Here is a 25,669-nt window from a genome sequence, read left to right as displayed (position 1 = left end):
AGGATTTCGTGAGAAAGGGAGAGTGTGACGATGGGGATTAGATTTTTGCTGGGAAAAGCAGGAGCAGGCAAGAGTAATCAGTGCCTTCAGGAAATAGAAGAGAAACTAAGTGACGACCCCAAAGGGCCGCCTATTTTATATATTGTTCCCGATCAAATGACATTTCAGCAAGAATATGCGCTGCTGAAACGGGAGTCAATCAATGGCAGTATTCGTGGACAAGTATTTAGTTTTTCCCGGTTAGCCTGGCGAGTGTTTCAGGAAACAGGAGGAGGAACGAGAAAATTTATCAGTTCGACCGGGATTCAGATGATGCTTCGTAAAATAACCGAAGAAAGAAAATCAGACTGGAATGTTTTCCAGAAAGCGATAGAAAAACAAGGATTTATGGAGCAGTTGGAACATATGATTACCGAGTTCAAGCGTTACCGGATCACCCCTGAGGTACTGGCAGCGCAAATCTTGGAAATGGACAGGTTTACACACAAGTATCCGGGAGAAACTGCTTTAAAAAACAAACTGGAAGACTTAAGCTATATTTATGACAAATTAGTTGCCGCCTTGAAAGACCAATATATTGATAGCGAGGATCAGCTACAGCTGTTGTCGGAAAAAATCGAAGAAGCTGCTTTTCTGGAAGAAGCTGAAGTGTATTTGGATGGATTTCATCATTTTACCCCACAGGAATTATTGGTTGTAGAGGCACTAATGAAGAAAGTGAAACAAGTATCTATTACGCTGGCAATTGACGGTCCGTCAGATGAACAGACATCAGAGTTGGATCTTTTTTGCCTCCCGGCGGAAACGTACCAGACTCTCCGAGCAATAACTAAAGAAAACGGGATACCCATCGACAGTATCCACCATCTGGGCCATACAGGGGGCAGGTTTGAGAACCGGCCATATTTTGCTCACTTGGAGGAATATTTTGATGTAAGGCCGGCGCCTCCATACGAAGGCGATGTGCCAATTCAGCTTGCACAGGCTGTACATCCGCGGGCAGAAGTGGAAGGGGCAGCCCAGGAAATACTGCGCCTGATTAGAGAAGAAGGCTATCGCTTTAAAGATATTGCTGTGTTGATCAGACAGACGGATGTGTATCATGATTTGATTGACACAGTCTTCAGTGATTATGGAATCCCTGTGTTTATTGACGAAAAAAGAACGATGATGAACCATCCCCTCCTAGAGTTAATAAGATCGGCATTAGATATGGCAGAAGGCAACTGGCGCTATGACGCTGTCTTCAGACTCTTAAAAACTGGATTCATTCCCCAAGGCGATTCCCGCTATCCTCTAAATGAGGATGCGATTGATGAATTGGAGAATTATGTGCTGGAGTACGGTGTTCGGGGACGAGACCGCTGGTACAGTGATCAGGAATGGAAATTTCAGCGGTTCCGCGGATTCGATCAGGCGTCGCAAACAGATAAAGAACGAGAGATTCAGACAAGGATTAATCGTTACCGTGATCAAGTGGTCCAGGCAATAAAGCCATTCGATGAACAAATTAGACAGGCAACATTCGTAAAGGATAAAGCACGTGTTATTTTTGAATGGCTGGAAGCATTACGTGTTCCTGAACAGCTGGAGCAGACGCGCAGCCTGCTAGATGACCAGGGGAGGAACGAACAAGGCCGTGAACAAGAACAAGTTTGGGATGGAGTCATTCAGTTGTTGGATGAAATGGTAGAAATAGTCGGTGATGATAAAATTTCGCTGCAGCTTTTCAGAGGTACACTTGAATCAGGTTTTGAATCCCTTAAATTTGCCCATGTTCCGCCGAGCATGGATCATGTCATCACTGGAACCATCGACCGATCAAGGATTACCGGCATTAAATGTGCGTTCTTATTGGGCGTTAATGAAGGAGTCTGGCCGATGAAACCATCGATTGACGGCATGATTTCTGAAGAGGAACGTGAGCTGCTGGCAGAGCAGGGATTACAGCTTGCTGACGGCAGCAAACGCCAGCTGCTTGATGACTGGTTCTACGTCTATCTGGCTTTCACTTGTGCTAGAGATAAATTGTGGATCAGCTATCCGCTTAGCGATGAAGAAGGAAAGTCGAAGGTTCCTTCTCAATTAATCAATCGTGTTGAAGACTTATTTCCCGCTTGCAGCGATCAGAAACTGCTTCAGGACCCGGAAGAGCTGATGGATGCAGACAGATTTATAACTACGCCAATGAAAACGAGGGCAGCTCTTACCGCCCAATTGGCAAGAAACCTGCGAGGCTATCCAATCCATCAAGTCTGGTGGAGTGTTTTAAACTGGTATATAGCCAATGAACAGAAATATGACCAAGCTTATACCATCCTGCAAAGTCTATTTTACAAAAATACACCAACCAGCTTGAAGGAAGAGACGGCTAAACAGCTTTATCCGCGTGAAGTAAAAGCTAGTGTTTCCAGGCTGGAAATGTACTATCGCTGTTCTTATCAGCATTTTGCCAAATACAGTCTCGGTTTGGAGGAGCGCCGGACGTACAAACTGGATGCCCCAGATATTGGACAACTCTTCCACGAAGCGTTAAAGAAGATTACCGAGTGGGTTCAAAATGAAGGCAGAAATTTCTCGGATTTACAAAGGGAAGAAACGGCCCAGTATGCAGGCAGGGCAGTTCAAAGCTTGGCCCCTGTACTGCAGAATCAAATTTTGCACAGCTCTAACAGATATCAATATATCCAACAAAAACTGCAGGAGATTATAGCACGGGCAGCATATGTCTTAAGTGAACAGGCCAGGCAGAGCCAGTTTTCGCCAATAGGGCTGGAATTAGGGTTTGGCCCGGATCAAGACCTGCCCCCAATAACGATAGATCTGCCGAATGGCTTTGAACTAATGCTTAGAGGCAGAATAGATAGGGTCGATAAAGCATTGAATCAGGATAATTTGCTCCTGCGCATCATTGACTACAAGTCCAGCGCGAAGGGGCTGAACCTGACTGAGGTTTATTATGGACTTGCCCTGCAGATGCTGGCATACCTGGATGTAATTCTTTCTCATTCAGAACAGTGGCTGGGGGTCAAGGCCAGTCCGGCAGGTGTATTGTATTTTCATGTCCATAACCCGATGCTTTCGGAAAATAAAAGATTAGATGATAACGAGATTCAGAAAGAAATTTTCAAGAAGTTTAAAATGCAGGGACTGCTAGTAGAAGATGAACAAATCGTCAAAATGATGGATACTGGACTGGATACCGGTTCAAGCCAAATCGTCCCGGCGGGGCTAAAAAAGAACGGAGACTTCCGAAAAGGGTCCAATACAGCTGAAAGGGAGACCTTTGATCAGCTGCAAGCATATATACGAGAACTGATGGTGCAGGCAGGGACCGATATTACCAACGGCGGCGTACATCTAAATCCTTACCAGCAAAAGCAGCAAGTAGCATGTACACACTGTCCGTTTAAATCGGTCTGCCAGTTTGATCCAACCTTACACGAAAATAATTACCGTCGTTTAAAAGACATGAAGGATGAAGATGTTTTAAATGCGATTGCCAGGAAGGAGGATGAGTAATGCCACAATGGACAAAAGAGCAGGAACAGGCCATTTATGCCGGAGGAAGCGACATTCTGGTGGCAGCAGCTGCCGGATCGGGAAAAACAGCGGTTCTTGTAGAAAGAATTATTCAAAAACTGCTGAATAAGGAACAGCCAATTGATATTGATTCCCTGCTTGTCGTAACATTTACCAATGCTGCAGCACAGGAAATGAGAAACAGGGTCGGCACAGCGTTGGAAGCAGCCCTAGAAGAGAACCCGTCCTCGCGTCACTTAAAAAAACAACTGTCTCTGTTGCAGCGCGCTTCGATTTCTACATTGCATTCTTTTTGTATGGATATCGTCCGGCAGCATGCTTATTTATTGGATATAGATCCGGGCTTCCGCCTCGCTGATACGATCGAAGGAGACATGATCCGCCAGGAAGTTTTAGAAGATATGTTTGAGGAATGGTATGGGAAACAAGGAGATGAGCAAGCGGCTTTCTTTGCAGTAGTTGACCGTTTTTCCAATGACCGCAGTGATCTGGAGGTCGAAGAGCTAATTCTCAAGCTGTATGACTTCGCTACGCAAAACCCCTGGCCTGATGCTTGGCTGGACCGCATGGCAGCAATGTACAATGTCGATGAAAACGAAACAGAGAATAACCTGCCATGGCTCTCAATTCTTAAGCGGGAAGTAGACAGCCAGCTTGCAGCCATGAAACATGAAGCAGAAGCTGCGATGGCATTGACGAAAGAAAATGATGGCCCTTATCATTATGCCGAAACAATTGCGGCTGATTTGGAAATGATTCATCAAGCGGCCGATCATTTGAAAAGTTCCTGGGACGAAGCCCAAATCTTTTTTATAGAGAGTAAGTTTCAAACCCTATCAAGGAAGAAAGTGGACTGTGCAGAGGAAAAAAAAGACAAAGTAAAAGATTTAAGAAATAGTTATAAAAAGCGTTGGAATGACCTGGCTGGCGATTGGTTTTCCCGGAGCATGGCGGCTTATTTGGCAGATATGAAAAGCCTTCACCCTACTATCGTCCAGCTGACTTCTTTAGTAAAGGAATTTAAACAGCGATATACCCAATTAAAGAGAGAAAAAGCAATTGTTGATTTTTCAGATTTAGAACATTATTGTTTACAAGTACTTTTGGATGAAACAGCGACACCTGACAAAATTGTACCATCCAAAGTTGCCGAGAACCTTCGCTATTCGTTTGCGGAAGTAATGGTGGATGAATACCAGGATACCAATCTTGTCCAGGAAACATTGCTGTCATTGATTACAGATCAGCAGGGAACAGGCAATATGTTTATGGTTGGTGATGTTAAACAAAGCATTTACCGGTTCAGGCATGCCGAGCCGTCATTATTTATTAACAAATATAAGCATTTTGCCGAGGAGGCAAATCCGGGTAAACGGATTGATTTGGCAAGAAACTTCCGGAGCAGAGAGCAAGTACTATCTGCAGCTAATTATATTTTCAGGCAGCTGCTCAGTGAAGATGTTGGAGAGATGAATTACGAACCAGAGGCAGAGCTAATATATGCCAATAAGATTTACGATGAGTTGCAGCTGAGCGACACAGATGCTGAACTTGTCATTATTGACCGAGAAAACCAGGAAAGCAACCAGACGGAAGATAATGGCGGTGAAAATTTTCAGGACTTGGAGAAAGCGCAGTTGGAAGCAAGAGCTTATGCCCGCATGATTAAAAAATGGATTGGGACCGAAGATACACCGCCCATGCAAGTGGTTGATAAATCGACGGGCAGCCAAAGAGATCTCCAGTACCGCGACATTGTTATTTTGCAACGTTCGATGACCTGGGCGCCGACAATAACCGAAGAATTGAAACAGCAGGGGATTCCTGTTTATGCCGAGCTGTCTACCGGTTATTTGGAGGCTATTGAGATTAAAATCATGATCAGTCTGTTAAAAATAATTGATAATCCTAAGCAGGATATCCCGCTTGCCTCTGTCCTGCGGTCGCCGATTGTCGGATTGGATGAGGAGGATTTAGCGGAAATTCGTCTGGCAAAAAAACATGCTTCCTATTATGAGGCATTGACTGCCTTTATCGCTAAGACGCCAGATAACAATAAAGGAACAAAAGTCCGCTCCTTTTTGAACAAATTAAAGGATTGGCGGGTAAGGGCGAGACAGGGTGCTTTGTCCGAGTTGATTTGGCAAATCTATCGGGAATCTGGCTACTATGATTTTGTTGGCGGGATTCCAGGCGGCAGACAGCGCCAGGCTAATTTGCGGGCTCTTTATGACAGGGCCAGAACGTATGAAAGCACCTCATTTCGCGGTTTATTCCGCTTTTTAAGATTTATTGAAAGAATGGAAGAACGCGGCGATGATTTAGGGGCGGCCAGGGCACTGGGCGAGCAGGAAGACGTTGTCCGGCTGATGACCATTCATAAAAGCAAAGGGCTTGAGTTTCCGGTCGTCATTTTAGGGGCACTCGACAAGCAATTTAACCAACAGGACCTAAAGCAAAAGTATCTGCTCCATAAAGATTTAGGGTTTGGCAGTAAGTTTATTGATCCTGATAAACGGATTATGTACCCGACGCTAGCTTACCATGCTTTGAAAAAGGAAAAACAGCGCGAGCTGCTGGCAGAGGAAATGAGGGTGCTTTATGTTGCGCTTACCAGGGCTAAAGAAAAACTGGTCATGGTAGGCAATGTGGCTTCGTTTGAAAAGAAGCAGGAGCAATGGCAGCAAATGGTTGACCATAAGGAATGGGTGCTTCCCGCTCATTACCGGTTGGAAACACAGAGCTATCTAGATTGGATCGGTCCAGCGTTAATTCGGCACGACACCAGCCAGCAACTGCGCCAGGTAGAAGTGAGCGTTCAAGTGCCGGATTCCATCCGGCAGGATCCCTCTAAATGGCAAGTACAGCTGCTTCATGGCAGTGAACTTGCGAATTTGACAGAAAAGGAAGCTATCGAACAGGCTCAAATTGAAAAATCTATCAAAGAGTGGAAGCCTGTTACAGGGACTGATATGGCTATGGACGAAAAGGTTTCAAGCCGGTTGTCTTACACATACCCTTTTACTAACGCATCCCATTACCGTGCCAAGCAGACTGTTACCGAGTTAAAACGGCAAAGAGAAGTAAAGGATGAATACAGCAGTGACCAACTTGTACAGCGCCATAAAGCACCTATTGTAAGGCGTCCCCGCTTCATGCAAAAAGAAAAACAGCTGACAGCTGCAGAAAGAGGAAGTGCCATGCATACGGTGATGCAGCATCTGCCTCTGGACAAAAAGTGGACATCTTCCGAACTAAGCGAGTATGTACAAGGATTAGTGACGAAAGAGATTCTTACACAAGAAGAAGCTGATGTGATTAATTTAGCGGCAATCGAGCGTTTCTTTGAAACAGAGATGGGTACACTCTTAGTCAATGCCGAGCAAGTTACCCGCGAGGTACCTTTCAGTCTATCGATTAATGCTAAAGAGGTTTATGCCGATTGGCAGGAGGATACTAATGAACAGGTGCTTGTCCAAGGGGTGATTGATTGTATTATTCCCTCAGAAGGTGGCTGGATAATCCTGGATTATAAATCAGACGCCATCGATGGCGAAGTGACTCCACAGATAAAGAAAAAGCTGATGGAACGCTACCAGGTGCAGTTATCCCTTTATGCCCAAGCATTGGAACAGATATGGAAACAGCCTGTTACACAAAAATACTTGTACTTCTTTAACGGCCCTCTGCTTGTCGAAGTTTAGAGGAACTTTAATCGGAGCAGGGCGGTTCATTGAAAAACTTAAAATATGAAAAACAATTAACCGGTTCACTTGGAACCGGTTAATTGTTTTTCAACTTGATAATAGGCCAATTCATTGCCCGTAGTTGAAGCTAATTTATAAAGCTTATGAAGCAGCATGTGTCGTTCACTATCGTAAATAATATCTTTTCCTACATTTTGGACCGTTTCATAAGCAAAATTCCATAATCCCGCATACTTGGACGGATCAATCGATAAAGCCAACATGCTAAGGGAAGAAATGATTTCAAAGGTTATCGGAAAATCATTTTTGGCATAATGCCTTATCGTACCAAACCCCTGATATAAGTAAAAGTCAAATGTATCTTTGCCGATTATTACTCTTACTTGTCTGTCATTGTCTGCTAAGTAAGGCGTAAAAGTAATGTATTGATCGATGGTCAACAACAATTCTCCCATTTGGTGAATGGCATTGATAGTCGTACGGGGATCATCGTTTCCGATAGCTTTGACTGATACTTCCGCAAGTTTTTTCATCCCCGACTTAATATCCTGGATTTCGGTTTCCTTATGTCCGATGATGATCATGTTTTGATACTTTTCTTCGTTTATATTTTCAGCCCCAGGCCCCCAATAAGTGAATAGCGGATTATATGATAGGACAAAATTGCCGACACGTGCGTTAACCTTAATAATAATATTATCCTGGCGGGCTTGTTCAATCATTTCCCGGTAATTAATAAGCTGGACGTAACCGGGTGTTTGTGCCCGGACAATGGTGGCATTAGAACGGTAATTCTCCAAAAGATCGCCAGGCTCCATGGTGCGGAATTCTTCCAAATCTTTTTTCAATGAGTAACGAATGATTTCTTTGGAGATATTTTTCATATTAAATGTTATATTATGGACCTGCATCCAGGAGGTTGCATGGTTGATGAAAAAGATAAATGTCAAGGCAGTTATAAATGCTAATATACAAGTAACGACTGGAACAGCAATGAAATAGTGTTTAGAGTAACTACTGATAAATAAAAAAATCAGTAAGACATAAACAAAGCTTCCATTAAAAATACCCATAATATGCTGTGTTTGCCTGTCCGCAATGAAGTCTTGCAGCATCCTTGGAGAGAATTGCCCGCTGAAGGTAGTCAAGACAACTAATAAACTGTTTAAAGAGAAGGCGCTCAGTGTTAAGATACCGCCGATCAATGAACTGACAAGCAGCCTGGTAGTTTCGAAATTGACAGCAAACCTTTTCCCTTCAGATATACCAAGCACTAAATCAAGCGCAAGGGTAACAGCTGCTAACAGGAAGGTTATCAATATATAGATGACAGGCATCCGCCACAACGTAAATTTCAACTCATGCTCCCGCTGGCGCCTCGACATCCGGAAATATTTACTGATTGATTCGGGTAATAATTTGAGAAACATATAGTGTCTCCTTGTCTGGTTTGGTTTCTTTAACGAGTAATATCGGCCTCTCAATTATTACCCTTCTGAACAGACAATAAAACAGGACAAGCCAGAAAATCCTCCTGGAAGCCCTCCAGAAAACACTGTAGGCAGTTGGTTGAGGCACCCAGGGGGATGATTCTAAGAATTTTCGGCTGCTCACGCATTTCCGGCCACGTTCTGATCAGAAAGATCAGGGTCGGCCGTATTGGTAGCATTGAGACCGCTGTTGGTATTGATAAAGTCACCAGTATTGAACGAACCAGAGCCAGAGCTGACCTTGGATGTGCTTTTGGGCGACAAATAAAAGCTGTCACCGAAATTGATCACTCCTCCATCAACACCGTTGATTTTAATCGGGCCTACAATCGATGGCATAAAGTCGACACCTTCTTTAAACAACATTTACTATATTATATTTCTGCCTCGTTGTCTTGTTCCTCTTTCAAAACCCGGATATGCTTAATCCGCGCTTCCGAGTGAAGGTTAGCGAGACTGCCTATTTGAACGACTGAGGAAGAGGAAGCGCCAATAATACTAATTTGTCCTACATTTATCCTGGCGGAATGGTGAATGTTCTCTTGTTTGACTGAAAATGCCGATGCTAGTCGATCAGCCTTTCTGGAGAAAATATCAAAGTCGGCAAAGTCAAAAGCTTCCTCCTGAAACTTTAAATCTTCCTGTTGGACAGCTATCGCCTTTGTTACCGGATGGCAGCTTTCGGTATCTCCTATTTCGAAAATAGAACTGTAGGAGATGGAATTAAGATAAATACTGTTTAAGTGGACTTTTCTTTTATTCATCCCGTTCACAATCACTACCCGTTTGGTTGCGGCCTAATGGAACAAGAGAGCCGACAATATATGATTCTGGTGGAGTGTCAAAAAATGATTGTAAGTTGATTTCTTCATTGTCCCCTATCAACAGGACAGAAGAGGAAGAGATTCCGGAAATCTGGATATTATCAACATTAACTCCCCAATTGTGTACTTCAAATCTCATAGTGGGAAATCTCCTTTGTGAAAAAATTCATGGAGGGAATGATTGATTTCTTCCTGGATTTGTTCCTCGATATTACTTAAATCTGATTCATTTTCACGGTTTTCCATATGATAGGCGACTCTGTCTGGTAGTTGCTTTCTAATATCGTTTATCACCATTTCCATTTGCTGCGGGGAGAGCTGATGATTATATTTTTGTGAGAGTTGATGGAGTATTTTCGGTGTTTCTGTCGCTACGTATTGGTCAAGTGCCGAAACCACCTGCTGGGAAGGGGCGGCTGTTGATTGCTCCCTATATGGCTGGTTCTGGTCAACTACCATATCTTCAATGTTCGACAAGCCATCAGGGCTCAGTCCTATATGGAGTGTGCCATCCAACCGCTCAATTTTCAACTGATCAAAGTGATAATCAATCCGCTCGACATTTGTTTGATTCGTTTTCTTATTTTCCAACTCTGTTACTCTCGTTTCCAGGTCTCTAATTCTTCGGTCCTGTTGCTGAATATACTGATGCAGCTGTGCCATGTATGCTTCCCAATAGTGTGGATGCGTCACTAGAAAAACTCCTTTCTAGGCAAAGACCTATTTTAAATTATGCCTGAAAAGATAAATTGTGCATTAGGTAGCAGGAGCAAGCGGGACAAGGGGTGAATCCTGTGGGATGGAATTTCCTGCTGGCTCTGACGGTTCAGCAGGATCAGCTGGCTCGGTATATCCGCCGGTATTATACAGTTCGGATTTGGCCCGGACCATTCCGGCACTTCCAATTTGAATAATGGAAGAGTTGGAAACATTATTAACTTTTAACATGTGGATAGAAATCGACTGATGGACTGTTAAATTCATGGAAAGCCTCCTAACTGCTAATATTCGGTTGATCGATGACATCGTCGTCTATAAATTGGGTATTCGACTGCTGAAGTTGAATTTGAATGCCATTCCCTGTATTGAAGGATCCCCCGCCAGCAAATGTCTTCGCAGTTGTATAAGGGTTTATCGCATATACATCACCAATATTAAAAATGCTGGATGAAGAAACTGTGTTCACTTTAACAGCTCCGACCACAGCAGGCATAGACGATACCTCCTTTTTTATAGCTTATGAAAAAAGGCAAAGTGGGTGCTGCTGTATAATGTATGAAACATCTTCAGCTTTAAAGAAACTTAATATTAGTTATTTGATTGTCATGGTATAATATGGCACTAGACTAAATGCGAAATGAGGAGAGGGACAGATGCGGCGAACAGGGGGCCCGATAGAAGATAACCAAAGGCTTGCATGGATTGATGCGGCTAGGGGATTGGCGATACTCGGAATTTTCATGGTCAATGTACCAGCTTTTAATGCGCCATTTTTTTTGTACGGGGGAGAAGAGCAGTATTGGTCGTTGCCGGTTGATCATGCGGTGCAAACGATTATCGATATTTTTTTCCAAGCCAGCTTTTATACGTTGTTTTCCTTTTTATTTGGATTTGGCTTTCAACTAATGCGGGAAAGGCTGGAAGCGAAACAATTAAATGTCCACTACATATTACTCCGCCGGATGATGGTCTTGATTGGATTCGGCCTGATTCATTCTTTTCTAATTTGGCATGGAGATATTTTGTTATCATATGGATTGATCGGCTTGTTGTTATTTTTCTTTTATCGACGAAAAAATTCCACACTGATAAGTTGGAGTATCGCAATGTTGATTATTCCGGCATTGCTGCTGACAGGTTTGTATTATTTGGTGAGGGATCAGCTGGATAACTTGGCACAAAACACTTCACGCCAAGTCAATCAATCTTTTGCAAATTACGGGAATGGTTCATTGCTGGATATTTGGCAGCAGAATGCGGGTGATTGGCTTTATGCCAATGGAGGTATCACTTATTTATTTTTGATCTGTAACTTACTGCCTTTATTCCTGCTCGGGATTTACACAGCGAGAAAGAAATGGCTCTACCATGTCGGAAAGCATAAAAGATTGCTTGCCAAGGCCTGGATAGTGACAGGGCTCCTCTTTATGCTTGTAAAAGCTGGCCCCTACTTGATTGGCAATCCGATGTGGCTCGGCAGCTTGCAGGATATCATCGGCGGCAGTTCTTCAGCCCTTTTTTATTTGCTGTCGCTGACATTGGCATTTCAACAGACAGCACTTAGAAAGCTGTTAGAACCGCTCACCTCTGTCGGACGGATGTCTCTAACTAATTATCTCTTACAATCCATCATTTGTTTCTTTCTTTTCTATTCCGTCGGTTTTGGTTTCTATGGTTCCATCCGTCCGATTCACAGTGCCATCCTTGTGCTGGTCATATTCAGCCTGCAAGTTATCCTAAGTAAATGGTGGTTTCAGCATTATCGATTTGGCCCTGTGGAATGGCTGTGGCGAAGCTTAACTTACGGCAGAAGGCAATCATTTAAAAAGGCAAACGAACGATCAGGATTTCCTGGAAGGAAGTAAATAACCATAAAGAAGGAGCGCTGCCTGGCTGCAGATCGCTCCTTCTTTAATAATTTACGCTTCTAATACTTCTTTTATTTTTCTTACCGCCCATTCCAAGTCGGTCTTTTCGATGGTCAATGGCGGGGCGAACCGGATAACATTATCGTGTGTTTCTTTGCATAACAATCCTTTTTCTTTTAGTTTTTCACAATAAGGACGGGCAGGCTCGGTTAGTTCAACACCGATGAATAATCCTTTCCCTCTAACTTCTTTAATTGCCTTGTTATTAATTTTAACTAATTCACCCATCATATAATTTCCAAGTTCAAGCGAACGATCGACAAGATTTTCTTCCTCGATAACATCCAATGCTGCTATCGAAACAGCGCATGCCAGTGGGTTTCCGCCAAAGGTGGAACCGTGGGAACCAGGGTTAAAAACGCCCAGGATATCTTTATTGGCCACTACGCAGGAAATCGGAAAGACTCCGCCGCCTAGGGCTTTACCAAGGATTAAAACATCTGGAGTTACATCTTCCCAATCACAGGCAAACATTTTTCCGCTTCTTCCGAGGCCTGCCTGGATTTCATCGGCGACAAATAATACATTATTTTGTTTGCATAGATCATATGCCTGTTTTAAATAACCTTCTGGAGGCATAACGATCCCTGCTTCCCCTTGGATAGGCTCGAGCAGAAAGCCAGCCGTGTTCTCGGTGATTGCTTCCTTTAAGGCTTCAATATCTCCGTATGGAATCAGCTTAATTCCTGGAAGAGTAGGCCCGAACCCTCGTTTATATTCATCTTCCGACGATAGGGAAACAGCTGTCATTGTCCGGCCATGGAAGTTACCGGTACAAGCAATAATTTCTGCCTGATTATCTTCGATGCCTTTGACATCATAGCCCCAGCGTCTGACGGCTTTTACAGCGGTTTCAACTGCTTCTGCGCCGGTGTTCATCGGCAAGGTCATTTCTTTATTAGTTAATTTACATACTTTTTCGTACCATGGGCCTAATTGGTCGTTGTGAAACGCTCTTGATGTCAGGGTAACGCGATCAGCTTGTTCTTTCAATGCATTAATGATATGTGGGTGACGATGGCCTTGATTTACTGCGGAATAGGCGCTAAGCATATCCATGTAACGGTTTCCTTCTGGATCTTCTACCCACACACCTTCAGCTTTCGTCACCACAATAGGAAGCGGGTGATAATTCTTTGCTCCGTATTCCTGGGTTTGGTCAATAATTTCCTGACTAGATCGTACCATGGTATCCCTCCGTTTCAAAAATTAAGCAATACGCTTACATTATAACAGTTTTGCTATATATTTTCTCTACTCTGAAATGACACAAATCTTTCAAATGAAATGATGGCTGAAAAATGATATGATTACCTTGACCGATTAAAAAGGAGGTACGTCATGACGCATCTACATATAACTTCATGGGTACTAGCGTTCATCTTGTTTGGACTAGCTTTAATGTTAAACAAGCAAGGCAAAAACAAACCGGGAAAAATACTTCATATGATACTCAGACTGGATTATTTATTGATTCTTTACTCCGGCGGCGAATTGTTGATGAATTATTTCAACCCTTCCTATATGCTGGGAGAGGTCATTGTCAAAGCCCTAGCTGGTCTGTGGGTCATTGCAGTGATGGAAATGATCTTAGGGAAGTACAGGAAAGGTAAACCAGTACTCGGAGTTTGGGTGCAGTTTGCTATCGCTGTAGTAATTGTTCTCGCTCTTGGATTTGGCAGGCTGCCGTTAGGCTTTTTACCTTAAATTAGCAGACAAAAGAAGCATCACCTGTTTGGTGGTGCTTTTTTTATTCATCATAATCACACTCTAGGCGCTTTCATCATACGTATAAAGAAGCGGTAAAAGAAAGGGTGTGTTCACTATATGTGTGGAATTACAGGCTGGGTGGATTATAAGCGCGATCTTACCGGGGAAGCTGCAACAATCAGGAAAATGGCCGATACAATACAGCACAGAGGTCCTGATGAGTATAATGAATGGTTTTCCACTCAAGCTTCTTTTGGCCATCAGCGTTTAATCGTTGTGGACCCGGCTGGAGGCAAGCAGCCGATGACATGCCTGCGGGAAGCCTCCAATTATGTCATGGTCTATAATGGCGAGTTATATAATACGGAAGATTTACGAGCAGAACTATTGGCTGAAGGATGGACCTTTTCTTCCCATTCGGACACGGAGGTATTGCTGAAAAGCTATATACAATGGAAAGAAGCGTGTGTGGAAAAATTAAACGGCATTTTTGCTTTTGTTGTCTGGGATTCAAAACAGGAACAGCTGTTCATGGCAAGAGATCGCCTTGGCGTTAAGCCGTTATTTTATAAACAACATGGAGAGGGGCTGTTGTTTGCTTCCGAAATCAAAGCGTTACTTGCCCATGATGAAGTAGACGCTGTACTGGATAAGGAAGGCCTTAGCGAAATTCTCGCCCTGGGACCATCCCGTACACCGGGCCACGGGGTTTTTAAAGGAATCAATGAACTGCAGGCTGCCCACTTTGGCATATTATCGAAGGACGGTTTTCGGACCGAGCGATATTGGAATGTGGTAAGCAAACAACATCAAGATGACATCGAAACTACTGCGAAAGTGGTTCGGGAGCTGCTGACCGATGCAGTAGAAAGGCAGCTCGTGTCTGATGTATCACTCGGTACCTTTCTGTCAGGCGGAGTCGATTCCAGTGCCATCACCGCTATTGCTGCTAACTATTTGAAACAGCAGGATAACCGTCAGCTGTCGACTTTTTCGATAGATTATGAAGATAACGATAAATACTTTAAAAAGAGCTCCTTCCAGCCAAACAGCGATAAAGAATTTATCGGCAAAATGAGCGCAGCCTGTTCGACGGACCACCACAATTTCGTCATGGATAACAATACATTGGCAGAACTATTGAAGGAAGCGGTGGAACTGCGGGATTTACCTGGAATGGCTGATGTTGATTCGTCGCTGCTTTGGTTTTGCAGGCAGACAAAAAAAGAAGTTACTGTCGCTTTGTCAGGAGAGTGTGCGGATGAGATCTTCGGCGGCTATCCTTGGTTCTACCGGGAAGACGACTTAGCCCGCGACGGTTTCCCATGGATCCGGTCATCAGAGATGCGGCGATCCTTACTTACCGATGAGTGGAAAGAAAAACTTGATTTGCATGGATATATGCTCCATCGGTATCATCAGACAATTAATGGCACCCCTGAATACGACGGGGACAGTCCCTTGGAAAGACAGCGGCGGCAAATGTTTTATTTGAATATGCACTGGTTTATGCCGACATTGTTGGACCGGAAAGATAGGATGAGTATGGGGGCGAGCTTTGAAGCCCGCGTACCTTTCAGCGATCACAGGCTGGTAGAATACGTATGGAACATTCCCTGGGAAATGAAAACATACAAAGGGAGAGAGAAAGGGATTTTAAGGAAAGCATTAGAAGGACTGCTGCCGGAAGAAGTTTTATACCGGAAAAAGAGCCCGTACCCGAAAACACATAATCCGATTTATACAAATGCCGTGGTTTCCTGGCTGAAACAAATATTGGAAGATCCAGAAGCCAGGTTATTTGAAATTTTTGATCGTAAGCAAGTTGAAAAACTAGTCAAAACGGAGGGCAAGGAAATAGAAGCTCCGTGGTTTGGCCAATTGATGACTGGCCCACAGCTGTTGGCACATCTGGGACAAATCGACCACTGGCTGCGGAAGTACGACATAAAAATTGAACATTAGGCAGTAATATGTATGAACTGTACCCCAATTGTTAGACACTCAACAATTGAAGGTGCAGTTTTTCTATGGTTAAATTCTCAAGAAGACGGGCCATCCACTTGCCAAAACAGAACAATGACAGCATATGAAGTTTTAAAAGGGTCTCTTTAAGCATTCGATTGATGACAAAATTATTATAAATGGCAATGTCCCAGTAGTATCAGATAAACATTCGTACTGCGTGCGCTGCGGAAATCCACTACGCTTTCCGCGGGCGGCTGGTGAGCCTCCTCGAGCTTGCGCTCTGCGGGGTCTCACCGAGGCCTTCCCTCCCGAAGGAGTCTCCGTGGATTTCCTCCACTGAAAGTCTGTGTACTGTTTTCAGCCAACAGCCCTATCATCGCAGCCAAAAATGACTCCTTTATTTTCAAGGAGGTTGAAGCCGTGCCCACGGAAAGCGAAGGATGCTGCCGGCGCAAGTTTAATTACCGAACCTTGTTCGAAGGAAGAAATAGAGTTGTCCTTGTGTCCGCAGGAGATATGAAGCATTGGAAAAGAAAAATCGAACGAGTTCGAATGCAAAGGATTTCGAATCATCGTTCGATTTTTGTTTTGGCCGCTATCCTTTTGTCCCAACCTCTTTTTGAAATTCCTCCGGTTAAAGAAGCTGTCAGCCGGCGCTTTTTGTGTTGGTAAAAGAATTTCTGATCCAGACTTTGGAACGCCACCTTCTTAGCATTAACAGGCCGCGCAGCCATTCATCAGCAATAAACGCAATCCATATTCCAATGAGACCGAATCCAAGAAAGAGCCCGAAGAACCAGGCAAAAGTTACGCTGACTCCCCACATGGAAATAATTCCAATGAATACAGGGAATTTAACATCACCAGCTGCCCGAAGAGAGCTGATGACAACAAGGTTGAAAGCCCGGCCTGGTTCCAAAACAATTGTAATGAGCAACAGCATGGCGCCTTTTTCCACTACAGTAGCACTTTCGGTGAATATGCCAAGCAGAAAATCACTTGAAAAGTAAATGGCTATCGCTGCTAAAGTAGATATGATGATAGAGATTTGCAGGCTTTTGATGCCATACTTATAGGCGGTGTCTAATTCTTTGGCACCAATAAGATGGCCAATTAGAATTTGTGTTCCCTGTCCGATTGCCAGCACGAATAGGAAGATAAACATCATTATATTTTGCACATAGACTTTCGTCGTCAAAGCAACTGTTCCCAGTTGGGCTATAAAGTAAGTGATTACCATTTGACTGGCATTATAAGAAAGCTGTTCGCCGGCAGAGGGCACCCCGATATGCAATAAATCTGTGATATGCTGCTTTTTAAATTGGATAAAGGAAGCGAGTGGAAGCGAATAGTTGCTTCTTTTTAATAGAAGCAGCAGTAAGGCTACGAACCCTAAAAACCTGCTGGCAATCGTCGAGTAAGCAACACCTTCCACCCCAAGTACGGGAAAGCCAAACGGACCAAAGATAACAAAATAATTGCCGATAATATTCACTATGTTCATGGCTATGGTCACGTACATTGTATCCTTCGTAAATCCATAGCTGCGCAAAATGGCTGCTACCGTCATGATGAGCGCCTGGACAAAAATCAACCCCCCGACGATGTTTAAATATACAGAGGCTTCTCCCATTAGTTCCCCGGGGAGATCCATCATTTGCAATATTGGCTCGCTGAGCAAATATAAACCAAAGCTAAGAAGTAAGGAAAACCAAAGATTCAAACTTAAGGAAGTAACTGCAATCATCCCAGCTGTCTTAGTTTGTTTCGCTCCAAGGTTTTGAGCGACAAGAACCCCGGCACCGGCGGCCACAAAGCCAAACATGACAATTATTACGGAAATAACTTGATTCGAAACGCCGACAGCAGCTACTGAACTGTCTGAATACTGGCTTAACATTAATGTGTCGGCATTACCCATCAGCATATGGAGTAAAATCTCAATGAAAATAGGCCAAGTCAATGCAAAGAGACTTATTTTTTTTACGTTTGAGTCATTCATATGTCTAACCTCTCTTTGTACAAGCCTTGATTTAACTCTGCTTTATAAAAATCCAATTTAGTATATCCTGTTTCCGGTGATTTGTCAGCAAGCTGTTTTCGGTGCAGTACCTTTATGTTTATGTCAGGAAGGTGACATTTTTGAAATTCCGTAATAAAATTTCCGTCTCTTAATTGACGGTAGGGGAGGGAAAGGGCTACTCTTTACTATGAAAGCAGTTTCTGCTTATTGAACATAACATCGCTTAGGAGGAACGGATTGTGAAAAGAATCTTAACAGCAGCGGCTGTCCTGCCGTTTCTTCTTTTTTACTCACAAACAGTTGGTGCTGTAGAACAAGAAGAACGTACAATCACAGATGAATCCATTTATTATGCCATGGTTGATCGGTATGTCAACGGGAACTTTGATAATGATCAAGATATCGATATTGAAGATCCAAATGCCTTTCATGGCGGAGATATTCAAGGAATCATATCACAGTTGGATGATTTGAAGGAGTTGGGTTTTACTGCGATAAATATCAGCCCGCTCATGGAAAATGAAGCTGGCGGTTACCATGGATACTTTGTTACCGATTTTACCAAGATCGAACAGCATTTAGGCACAATCGAAGCTGCCAAGCAACTGATCAAAGAAGCACATGCACGGGATATGAAGGTGTATATGGATTTTGTCATTAATTATACTGCGCCGTCGCACCTATGGTTGGAGGATAATGGTAAACAAACGTGGTATTTGGATAATGATGGAAGCGCAGAAGCAGAAACCAATATCCAGACACCTTGGCTGAAAGGGCTCCCGCAAATAAATTTAGAGAACAGCGAAGCTGCCAATCAACTGAAGGAAGCTGGCAGCTATTGGTTAGAAGAAGTAGGGTTCGATGGGTATCGAATCAACATAAATCCAGCTACCCCTGTTTCATTTGTAGCAGATTTTGCAACTGAACTGCGGGCGGCAAATTCCGACTTCAGCTTAATAGCTGATTGGCGGAAGAATGACGATAGCATGCTTAAGGAATATCGTGAGGCAGGGATAGACTTGGTAATTGATTATGCTGTCTATCAGCAGCTTGCAGATACATTTAGTTCACCAGGTAATTCCCTCGCCGACATTTTACCGAAACGGCCGGAGGATCAGTTGTCGGGTACTGGAGTCTTCCTTGATAACCAAAATACAATAAGATTTACAAGGAGGGCTGTCGAAAATGAACAAAACCCTATCACACGGTGGAAACTCGGATTAACTTATTTATATTTAGGGCCTGGTACGCCGATTGTTTATCAAGGCTCAGAAGTTGCTATAGATAATGGAGAGAACGTGCCAGATCACCGGACAGTCCAGCTGAACAGCGGGGATGAAGAGCTGTCAAAATATATTGGACGGTTATCAGCCATCCGCCAGCGGTTTCCAGCGATTACAGAAGGAAACATTGAATCTTTCAGTACGGATGGAGGAATGGCTGTCTTCAAGAAAACGTACCAGAACGAATCAGTCTATGTAGCAATCAATAATGATACCACCACAAAAGCGATTACAATTAACGACCTGGAAAATGATAAACAGCTGCGTGGCCTATTACATGACAATACAGTACGTGCTGATCGGGAAGGGAATTTCAAAATTGGCTTGGACAGAGAAACGGCAGAGGTTTATATTGTCGAAAAAGATAAGGGAATAAACTGGCTGCTTGTATCATTTATCCTGTTTGTGTTTATTGGATTTGTATTTTCTGTTATATACCTAAGCAGGAAAGGGAAAAAGCTAGAAGCTTAAGCTTTTCTTGGAGTTTTCCTGTAGCGGCAAAAATGCTTTCCCCCATCTGGAAACTTGATCAACTATCGGCGAAAGAGGAGCGACTCGGACGGAAAGCAGAGCGAAAACCGGTGAAAGTAGATCAATAAATCCAAAGTAGATCAACTATCGGCGAAAGAGGAGCGACTCGGACGGAAAGCAGAGCGAAAGCCAGAGAAAGTAGATCAACAAATAAAAAGCAGGAGCACCGAACCAGTATCGGTGCTCCTTTGCTACCTTCACTTATAAGCGTCATTTAAGAAAAACAATGCAATCGTTCCAGGGCCGGCATGTGCTCCGATGGAGGAACCGACCATTTCGATATGGACATTATCCGTGTGAAACCTTTCCTTGATCATTTCTGCCAGCTGGCTGGCGTTTTCCAGGTCATCTCCATGACTGATGCCAATTGGCTGGTTGGCCAGATCATGTCCGCGTTCTTCCATAACATCCAGCATGCGTTTCAGTACACGCTTAGAACCCCGAATTTTTTCGAGTGGGATTAGTTTACCCTCTTCTACGTGGAGCAAAGGTTTTATTTTAAGTAAAGATCCTACGAAAGCAGCTGTCTTACTGACACGTCCGCCGCGGTACAAATATTCCAAATCGTCTACAGTGAAAATATGCTCCATATGGGAAGCATGGTATTGAGCAGTTTCGGCAATTTGGTCAAAGCTTTCTCCTTGTTGCGCCAGTTGAGCTGCCCGGATTACGACTAGTCCATAACCAAGTGAAGCGCAGCGGCTGTCTATTACTTGAGCCTGCCAGTCAGGAAATTCTTCTTTTATCTCTTGGAGCGCCATTCTTCCGGCATTGTATGTACCAGATAACTCTGAAGAAAAACCTACATAAATACAAGGCTGGTTTTGTTTCGCGTATTTTTCAAAAATATCTCGGAAGGAGTGGGGGGTTACTTGAGAAGTCTTTGGAGCTTTGCCCGCTCTCATAGCATCATAAACAGTTTTTGCTGAAATTGTCCGGGCGTCTTCAAAGTTTTCATTGTCGAGCTGGACTGTCAGTGATACCATATCAATATTGTACTTTTCATAATAGCTCTGGGAAAGGTCACATGCAGAATCAGCAATAATCTTTACATTCATTGTTTTTCCACCTTTTATATTACTTTTTATTTTTGCATAAAATAATAAAAATGTTTAAAAGTACGTTCTGGTTTACTTATAGTGTAAGCTTCCCTAAATCGATAGTCAAAACTTTTATCGTTATTTACTGTTAAAAAGAAAAGCAGCCTTAAGCGGATATTGCCGTTACTTCAAAGGGAAGGATTATCTCATTTATTTGGCGGGTATGGAAAAAAGAAGCTTACTTTTCATACATATGGGAAACGATAAGAAGAGCTTAAGGCGTGACCAGTCAATGGGGGCTGCCATGTGAGATCAGGATGGCAGAAACGATCAGCGGTTTGTTGTCCTTTCCGTGGAAAACAAGAAAAGTAGATAGGCTCTGATAAACGAAGGAGGCAGTCATGTTTTTTATAGAAGCAAAAAGAATTTTCATTGTAATGGTAGGGGCTATCTTGAATGCAATCGCGTTGAATTTCTTCCTGATAGGGGCAAATGTTTATGCCAGCGGATTCACCGGGATTGCACAGCTTTTATCAAGTATTTTTCAGGACTTCTTCAATATAGAAGGAGTAAGTACAGGTATCATTTTATTTATATTAAACATTCCAGTTGCGATTTTAGGATGGTATAAAGTCGGAAAGGGCTTTACTATTTATAGTGTCATTTCGGTTATTTTCACTACAGCCTTTTTAGAAGTGCTTCCAGTCAGGCCATTATCCGAAGACATTATTTTAAATGCAGTATTTGGCGGAGTAATGGGTGGTATTGGTGTTGGAATGACCTTGAAATGGGGTGCCTCCACCGGTGGGCTTGATATTGTAGCCATGGTATTATCGCGGATGAAAGATAAGCCAATCGGTAATTTCTTTCTCGTCATCAACAGCGGCATCATCGTTGTTGCAGGGTTGCTTTACGAAGCAGAAAATGCCTTATATACTTTATTGACTTTATATGTAACGACACGGGTGATTGATGCTCTTCATACCCGCCATGAAAAGGTAACTGCAATGATTGTGACAAGAAAGGCGGAAGAGCTCCAAACAGCAATCCATGATAAGATGATTCGGGGAATTACTATCCTGCCTGCTCGAGGGGCATACACCCGGGAAGATAAAGACATGATGGTACTGGTAATTACCAGGTATGAGTTATATGACTTGGAGCGAATTATTACAGAAGTGGATCCAAAGGCGTTCACTAATGTCGTGCAGACAACTGGCATCTTTGGATTTTTCAGAAGGAATGACTAAATAGGTGTTTCCTTTTTATAAGGATTAAAAAAGGTGTCCATTAGTTGGACACCTTTTTCCTATCTTAATAGCCGTAATTGTTTAAAATTTCTTCTACTTGAGGGGATAACTGTTCCCATTCAGCATCCACTTGTTTGTTAACAGTGATGAAATTTTGGAAACCAAAAACATTGTCGACTCCTTCAAGTTCCATTAGATCATTAAGCACTTTATGTTCACTCGTTTGGCCAGGCATTACTGACACACTGTCATTTCCTTGGAAAATCATCGAGTCAGTTGTAAATTTCATTGCATTCGGGTTCGGGGTAGAATCCACTCGTACACTCATTGCTTGTCCTCCTATGTAACGCATATTTACGTCCATAATAGCAGAAAAACTCAATTTACAAAAGGAATTATCATTAAGCTCGTCATCTGTGGGGAAGACTGCTGGCAGGAGGGAAGAACTTTTTGCTAAAAAAAATAACGATTGCAGGTTTGGTGTCAGGAACAATTTCCGGTGTTTTGCTCGGTTGCTATCTATGGATGGTTGAAGCGTTGACGGACAAACAGGTGTACACATTGTTACTTAATGTCGATTTCATCCCGATACTAGCGGGATATGAACAACAGCTCATAGAGTGGCTATTCCATGTCATTATTTCCTGGGCAATAGGAGTCGTCTATTGCTTTTATTTGTGGAAAAAGCAAATTTTCTCCTGGAAAAAACGGTTGTTGGCAGCAGCAGGGATAGCGGCAGTCGCTGCAGCCACCTATTTTCCGCTCACAATTCTTTTTATCCAGGAGATAGAGTCGCCAGATGATCTGCTGGCTCTTGGATACTGGGTAAGCGGCCATGCGTTATTTGCATACGTCTTGGCAATAACCGTAAACATCTATTGTTCGAGCAAAAGTAAATAACATGAAAAAGACAGCACCCGGAAGAGGTGCTGCCTTACTTTGTCATCGATTAACTAAGTTCGTTATTGCGCTGCAACTGCTGCTCCAATTGTTGCAACTGCTCCTGTTCTTCCGGAGAAGCGCTTGTATAAGCAGATTGGATAGCATTTCTTGCAGCTTGTTTTTCTTGTTCACTGACGTTTTGTCCACCGTTTCTCATGTTGGTTAAACGGTTCATCGCATTTCTTGCTTGTTCCATGAAATTGTTAGCCATCGTTAAAAACCTCCCAAAGTATGTTGGTCTGCTTCTTCACGTTTCCGCTCTACATCGGTAAATCGTTCACGGTAAGGGAATTTTTCATCATGCTTTTTTACTGAGTCTGCCCCTTGCTGCGTAAGACGCTTCGATTTACTGCGTTTGCTCATTTCTATTCCCCCTAGAAAGAAATGCTTGCCTTGAGAAGTAACCAGTCCAGCATATAAACAAAGCCTGAACGCTGTTATGCGTTCAGCCTTAGTATGAACAGAGCAGTTAAGATGATGACTTGAAAATCATGGCAGGTTAAATGGCTTTTTGATTTAGTTTTAAGTATTCCTCTAAAAAGGCTCCGATACCATCTTCTTCGTTTGAAGCAGCGACATGGTTGGCTAAGACTTTTAATTCATCAATTCCATTATCCATCGCTACCCCAACACCGGCATACTCGATCATTTCCAAATCGTTGTCTTCATCACCGAACGCAATGATCCTCGATTGGGGAATCCCATAATAATGGGCGATCTTTCTCAAACCTACTGCTTTACTTAGCCCTTTCCGGACAATTTCGATCACATGCCACGGTGCGCCCCATTTTCTATGCTCAATTACCGACGCATGTTTATCGTCCAAGTGGGTTCTCAATTCTTTAATGTGTTCCTCCTGCGGATGGATCAACAAAGAAGTTGGATCCTCGCTTAAATGGTTTTTCAGGCTGCCGACAGTAACAGGATTGCTTTGGTCTGTATGAAAAATTTCCATTAATTCTTCGTCATATTGGTCCAGGTAAATGGTATCCTCGACCTCTGCCATTATATTGTTGACTTCCAGTTCGTAACAGGTCTGAATGATTTTTTTGGCAGTCCTGTTGGGAAGGGGGGTATGAAGTGCTTCCCACTTTTTATCTAAAGGATGGTGAATTAAAGCGCCGTTAAAGTTCACCATCGGTGTATCGAGCGCCAATTCATGATAAAAATCAATACTGGCCCGATGCGGTCTACCGGTAGCAATGACCACGATATGGCCTTCTTGCTTTGCTTGCATGATGACGTTCTTTGTTTTTTCACTGATCACTTTTTTATCTGTCAGTAATGTTCCATCCAAGTCCAATGCTATCATGTGCTGATTGTTTTTCATTTATTTAATCACCTCTTATTGTAAGTATAGTTTATAAGGGAAAGGACGATCTGTAAAGATTGGGTTAAATTTACTGTTTGTTTTGCAAGTTGTGATTGGAAATATTATGATGGAAGTGAGCCTTAGAATTCTAATATGAGAGGAACAGAGATAATGATCAGCGTTTTTAAAGAAAAATGGAGGGAAATCCCTTTACTAGTTGTTGTCGATTCCCAAAAAAGTGACCAACCATTACCAGTGCTTACATATTTCCATGGGTACACCAGTGCCAAAGAACATAACTTGCCGCTCGCCTACTTATTAGCCGAGAAAGGATATCGTGTCGTTTTGCCGGATTGCATGCTGCACGGCGAAAGATCGGAAGACATTTCTGCCGATGAAATGAATTTGCAGTTTTTTAATATTGTTGGTCAAAATATAAAGGATGTAAAGACAATCAAGGATACACTAGAAGATAAACAATTGTTGCTTGATGGCAGGTTGGGATTAGCTGGAACAAGCATGGGTGGAATAACAACTGCTGCTGCTTTGACACAATATCCATGGATAAAAGCTTCAGCAATATTGATGGGGTCTCCAAAAATAACATCGTATGCCGAAGCGTTGGTGGAGCAGATGAAAAAAGCTGAAGGCGGAATTGCCATGACGGAAGCAGAAATCGAACAAATCTTCCAGCAATTAAGCAATATTGATTTATCCAAGCAAATCGATAAATTACATGGACGGCCGATCTTTTTCTGGCATGGTGAAGCAGATGCTGTTGTTCCTTTCGACCACTCTTACAGTTTTTACAATGAAGCTGTTCCTTATTATAAAAATCCAGAGAGCATACGGTTCCTGCGGGAAGTTGGGCGCGGCCACAAAGTAAGCAGGTTTGCTATCCTGGAAACAGTGAATTGGTTTGAAATGCAGCTGTAAAGAGATTTTACGCTTATAAGGATTATCATTTAAAAAATCCCGGATTTATGTTTATAATAAGAAGAACCAAACATGAGGAGGTTGAACGTGATGGAGGAAGCTTTACAAGAAAATTTAATGGGCGCACTTGAAAATGTTATTGACCCGGAACTCGGGATAGATATTGTGAACTTAGGTCTAGTATACGGAGTAGATCTGGATGATGAAGGTGTAGCAACCGTTACAATGACGTTGACTGCAATGGGCTGTCCGCTGGCTGGTCATATTGAACAGGATGTTAAGTTTGTCATGAGCGATTTACCTGAAGTAAAAGAAACAGTGGTAAACATTGTCTGGAATCCGCCATGGTCAAAAGATCGAATGTCCAGGTATGCTAAAATCGCCCTTGGAATTCCTGATTAATATCAAGATGAAACAGTCCCTTGCCGCTGAGTAAGGGACTATTTTTATACAAAAAAGGGA

General features: G+C 42.9%; 24 protein-coding genes. 10 read left to right on the top strand and 14 right to left on the bottom strand.

Annotation, left to right across the window (positions count from 1 at the left end; translation table 11 throughout):
- The first annotated feature begins 30 nt into the window (after positions 1 to 30).
- Together addB and addA are read left to right on the top strand one after the other, a co-directional pair.
- The gene (gene addB, locus BLR93_RS05825; protein ID WP_093212071.1) at positions 31 to 3,522 is read left to right on the top strand and encodes a helicase-exonuclease AddAB subunit AddB; all 3,492 of its coding nucleotides are present in this window, start codon (positions 31 to 33) and stop codon (positions 3,520 to 3,522) included.
- Complete coding sequence (gene addA / locus BLR93_RS05820; protein WP_093212069.1) at positions 3,522 to 7,247, top strand: helicase-exonuclease AddAB subunit AddA; 3,726 nt, start codon at positions 3,522 to 3,524, stop codon at positions 7,245 to 7,247. Before addB ends, addA begins: the two co-directional genes overlap by 1 nt.
- Before the next feature lie 65 nt (positions 7,248 to 7,312).
- Here addA and BLR93_RS05815 read toward each other — a convergent pair whose 3' ends face one another.
- The 7 genes from BLR93_RS05815 to BLR93_RS05785 all read right to left on the bottom strand — a co-directional run bounded on the left by BLR93_RS05815 (position 7,313) and on the right by BLR93_RS05785 (position 10,777).
- Positions 7,313 to 8,680 (bottom strand): DUF2254 domain-containing protein, encoded by a 1,368-nt coding sequence (locus tag BLR93_RS05815; RefSeq protein ID WP_093212067.1) that lies wholly within the window; start codon positions 8,678 to 8,680, stop codon positions 7,313 to 7,315.
- 180 nt (positions 8,681 to 8,860) lie between these two features.
- The gene (locus BLR93_RS05810; RefSeq protein WP_093212402.1) at positions 8,861 to 9,079 is read right to left on the bottom strand and encodes a spore germination protein; all 219 of its coding nucleotides are present in this window, start codon (positions 9,077 to 9,079) and stop codon (positions 8,861 to 8,863) included.
- A 35-nt stretch (positions 9,080 to 9,114) separates the two neighbouring features.
- On the bottom strand, positions 9,115 to 9,504 hold the full coding sequence (locus BLR93_RS05805; RefSeq protein ID WP_093212065.1) for a spore germination protein GerPE: 390 nt from the start codon (positions 9,502 to 9,504) through the stop codon (positions 9,115 to 9,117).
- On the bottom strand, positions 9,497 to 9,703 hold the full coding sequence (locus BLR93_RS05800; protein ID WP_093212064.1) for a spore gernimation protein GerPD: 207 nt from the start codon (positions 9,701 to 9,703) through the stop codon (positions 9,497 to 9,499). Before BLR93_RS05800 ends, BLR93_RS05805 begins: the two co-directional genes overlap by 8 nt.
- Positions 9,700 to 10,257 (bottom strand): spore germination protein GerPC, encoded by a 558-nt coding sequence (gene gerPC / locus BLR93_RS05795; protein WP_093212063.1) that lies wholly within the window; start codon positions 10,255 to 10,257, stop codon positions 9,700 to 9,702. Before gerPC ends, BLR93_RS05800 begins: the two co-directional genes overlap by 4 nt.
- 63 nt (positions 10,258 to 10,320) lie before the next feature.
- Positions 10,321 to 10,548, bottom strand: coding sequence for a spore germination protein GerPB (locus BLR93_RS05790; protein ID WP_093212062.1), 228 nt, complete (start codon positions 10,546 to 10,548; stop codon positions 10,321 to 10,323).
- A 10-nt stretch (positions 10,549 to 10,558) separates the two neighbouring features.
- Entirely contained in the window at positions 10,559 to 10,777 is a 219-nt protein-coding gene (locus BLR93_RS05785) for a spore germination protein (RefSeq protein WP_093212061.1), read from the bottom strand.
- Positions 10,778 to 10,937: 160 nt separating this feature from the next.
- Here BLR93_RS05785 and BLR93_RS05780 point away from each other — a divergent pair, with 160 nt between their 5' ends.
- Positions 10,938 to 12,149, top strand: coding sequence for a DUF418 domain-containing protein (locus BLR93_RS05780; RefSeq protein ID WP_093212060.1), 1,212 nt, complete (start codon positions 10,938 to 10,940; stop codon positions 12,147 to 12,149).
- A gap of 54 nt (positions 12,150 to 12,203) precedes the next feature.
- On the opposite strand, the gene BLR93_RS05775 is transcribed toward BLR93_RS05780, so the two are convergent.
- Positions 12,204 to 13,400, bottom strand: a complete 1,197-nt coding sequence (locus BLR93_RS05775) for an ornithine--oxo-acid transaminase (RefSeq protein WP_093212058.1) — start codon at positions 13,398 to 13,400, stop codon at positions 12,204 to 12,206.
- Between the two features lie 153 nt (positions 13,401 to 13,553).
- Between BLR93_RS05775 and BLR93_RS05770 the strand changes: the two genes are divergently transcribed.
- Both BLR93_RS05770 and asnB read left to right on the top strand, forming a co-directional pair.
- Positions 13,554 to 13,919 carry a YisL family protein gene (locus BLR93_RS05770; RefSeq protein ID WP_093212056.1) on the top strand — a complete coding sequence of 122 codons (366 nt, stop codon included), beginning with the start codon at positions 13,554 to 13,556 and terminating at the stop codon, positions 13,917 to 13,919.
- 120 nt (positions 13,920 to 14,039) lie between these two features.
- Positions 14,040 to 15,887, top strand: coding sequence for an asparagine synthase (glutamine-hydrolyzing) (asnB, locus tag BLR93_RS05765; protein ID WP_093212054.1), 1,848 nt, complete (start codon positions 14,040 to 14,042; stop codon positions 15,885 to 15,887).
- Between the two features lie 649 nt (positions 15,888 to 16,536).
- Here asnB and BLR93_RS05755 read toward each other — a convergent pair.
- Positions 16,537 to 17,892 carry an MATE family efflux transporter gene (locus tag BLR93_RS05755; RefSeq protein ID WP_093212050.1) on the bottom strand — a complete coding sequence of 452 codons (1,356 nt, stop codon included), beginning with the start codon at positions 17,890 to 17,892 and terminating at the stop codon, positions 16,537 to 16,539.
- Positions 17,893 to 18,152: 260 nt separating this feature from the next.
- On the opposite strand from BLR93_RS05755, the gene BLR93_RS05750 reads away from it, so the two are divergent.
- Positions 18,153 to 19,667 carry an alpha-amylase family glycosyl hydrolase gene (locus BLR93_RS05750; protein ID WP_093212048.1) on the top strand — a complete coding sequence of 505 codons (1,515 nt, stop codon included), beginning with the start codon at positions 18,153 to 18,155 and terminating at the stop codon, positions 19,665 to 19,667.
- A gap of 257 nt (positions 19,668 to 19,924) precedes the next feature.
- Here BLR93_RS05750 and BLR93_RS05745 read toward each other — a convergent pair whose 3' ends face one another.
- A complete protein-coding gene (locus tag BLR93_RS05745; protein WP_093212046.1) occupies positions 19,925 to 20,785 on the bottom strand; it encodes a DegV family protein in 861 nt (286 codons plus the stop codon).
- 383 nt (positions 20,786 to 21,168) lie between these two features.
- Between BLR93_RS05745 and BLR93_RS05740 the strand changes: the two genes are divergently transcribed.
- Positions 21,169 to 22,017: a YitT family protein gene (locus BLR93_RS05740; protein ID WP_093212044.1), complete on the top strand. Its 849-nt coding sequence runs from the start codon at positions 21,169 to 21,171 to the stop codon at positions 22,015 to 22,017.
- A gap of 64 nt (positions 22,018 to 22,081) precedes the next feature.
- On the opposite strand, the gene BLR93_RS05735 is transcribed toward BLR93_RS05740, so the two are convergent.
- Positions 22,082 to 22,345: a NifU N-terminal domain-containing protein gene (locus BLR93_RS05735; protein ID WP_093212042.1), complete on the bottom strand. Its 264-nt coding sequence runs from the start codon at positions 22,343 to 22,345 to the stop codon at positions 22,082 to 22,084.
- Between the two features lie 122 nt (positions 22,346 to 22,467).
- Between BLR93_RS05735 and BLR93_RS05730 the strand changes: the two genes are divergently transcribed.
- On the top strand, positions 22,468 to 22,917 hold the full coding sequence (locus BLR93_RS05730; RefSeq protein WP_093212040.1) for a hypothetical protein: 450 nt from the start codon (positions 22,468 to 22,470) through the stop codon (positions 22,915 to 22,917).
- A gap of 49 nt (positions 22,918 to 22,966) precedes the next feature.
- Here the strand turns inward: BLR93_RS05730 and BLR93_RS05725 are convergent, their stop codons facing one another.
- The 3 genes from BLR93_RS05725 to BLR93_RS05720 all read right to left on the bottom strand — a co-directional run bounded on the left by BLR93_RS05725 (position 22,967) and on the right by BLR93_RS05720 (position 24,289).
- The gene (locus BLR93_RS05725; RefSeq protein ID WP_093212038.1) at positions 22,967 to 23,170 is read right to left on the bottom strand and encodes a DUF3813 family protein; all 204 of its coding nucleotides are present in this window, start codon (positions 23,168 to 23,170) and stop codon (positions 22,967 to 22,969) included.
- Positions 23,171 to 23,172: 2 nt separating this feature from the next.
- Positions 23,173 to 23,322: a hypothetical protein gene (locus BLR93_RS17955; RefSeq protein ID WP_175559254.1), complete on the bottom strand. Its 150-nt coding sequence runs from the start codon at positions 23,320 to 23,322 to the stop codon at positions 23,173 to 23,175.
- A gap of 136 nt (positions 23,323 to 23,458) precedes the next feature.
- Positions 23,459 to 24,289 carry a Cof-type HAD-IIB family hydrolase gene (locus tag BLR93_RS05720; protein ID WP_093212036.1) on the bottom strand — a complete coding sequence of 277 codons (831 nt, stop codon included), beginning with the start codon at positions 24,287 to 24,289 and terminating at the stop codon, positions 23,459 to 23,461.
- Positions 24,290 to 24,442: 153 nt separating this feature from the next.
- Here BLR93_RS05720 and BLR93_RS05715 point away from each other — a divergent pair, with 153 nt between their 5' ends.
- Both BLR93_RS05715 and BLR93_RS05710 read left to right on the top strand, forming a co-directional pair.
- The gene (locus tag BLR93_RS05715) at positions 24,443 to 25,207 is read left to right on the top strand and encodes an alpha/beta fold hydrolase (protein ID WP_093212034.1); all 765 of its coding nucleotides are present in this window, start codon (positions 24,443 to 24,445) and stop codon (positions 25,205 to 25,207) included.
- Between the two features lie 90 nt (positions 25,208 to 25,297).
- The gene (locus BLR93_RS05710; protein ID WP_093212032.1) at positions 25,298 to 25,609 is read left to right on the top strand and encodes a metal-sulfur cluster assembly factor; all 312 of its coding nucleotides are present in this window, start codon (positions 25,298 to 25,300) and stop codon (positions 25,607 to 25,609) included.
- Positions 25,610 to 25,669: the final 60 nt, after the last annotated feature.

The organism is Sediminibacillus albus (assembly GCF_900101125.1).
GTDB classification, from domain to species: Bacteria; Bacillota; Bacilli; order Bacillales; family Amphibacillaceae; genus Sediminibacillus; species Sediminibacillus albus.
This window is presented reverse-complemented; position numbering and strand designations above follow the sequence as displayed.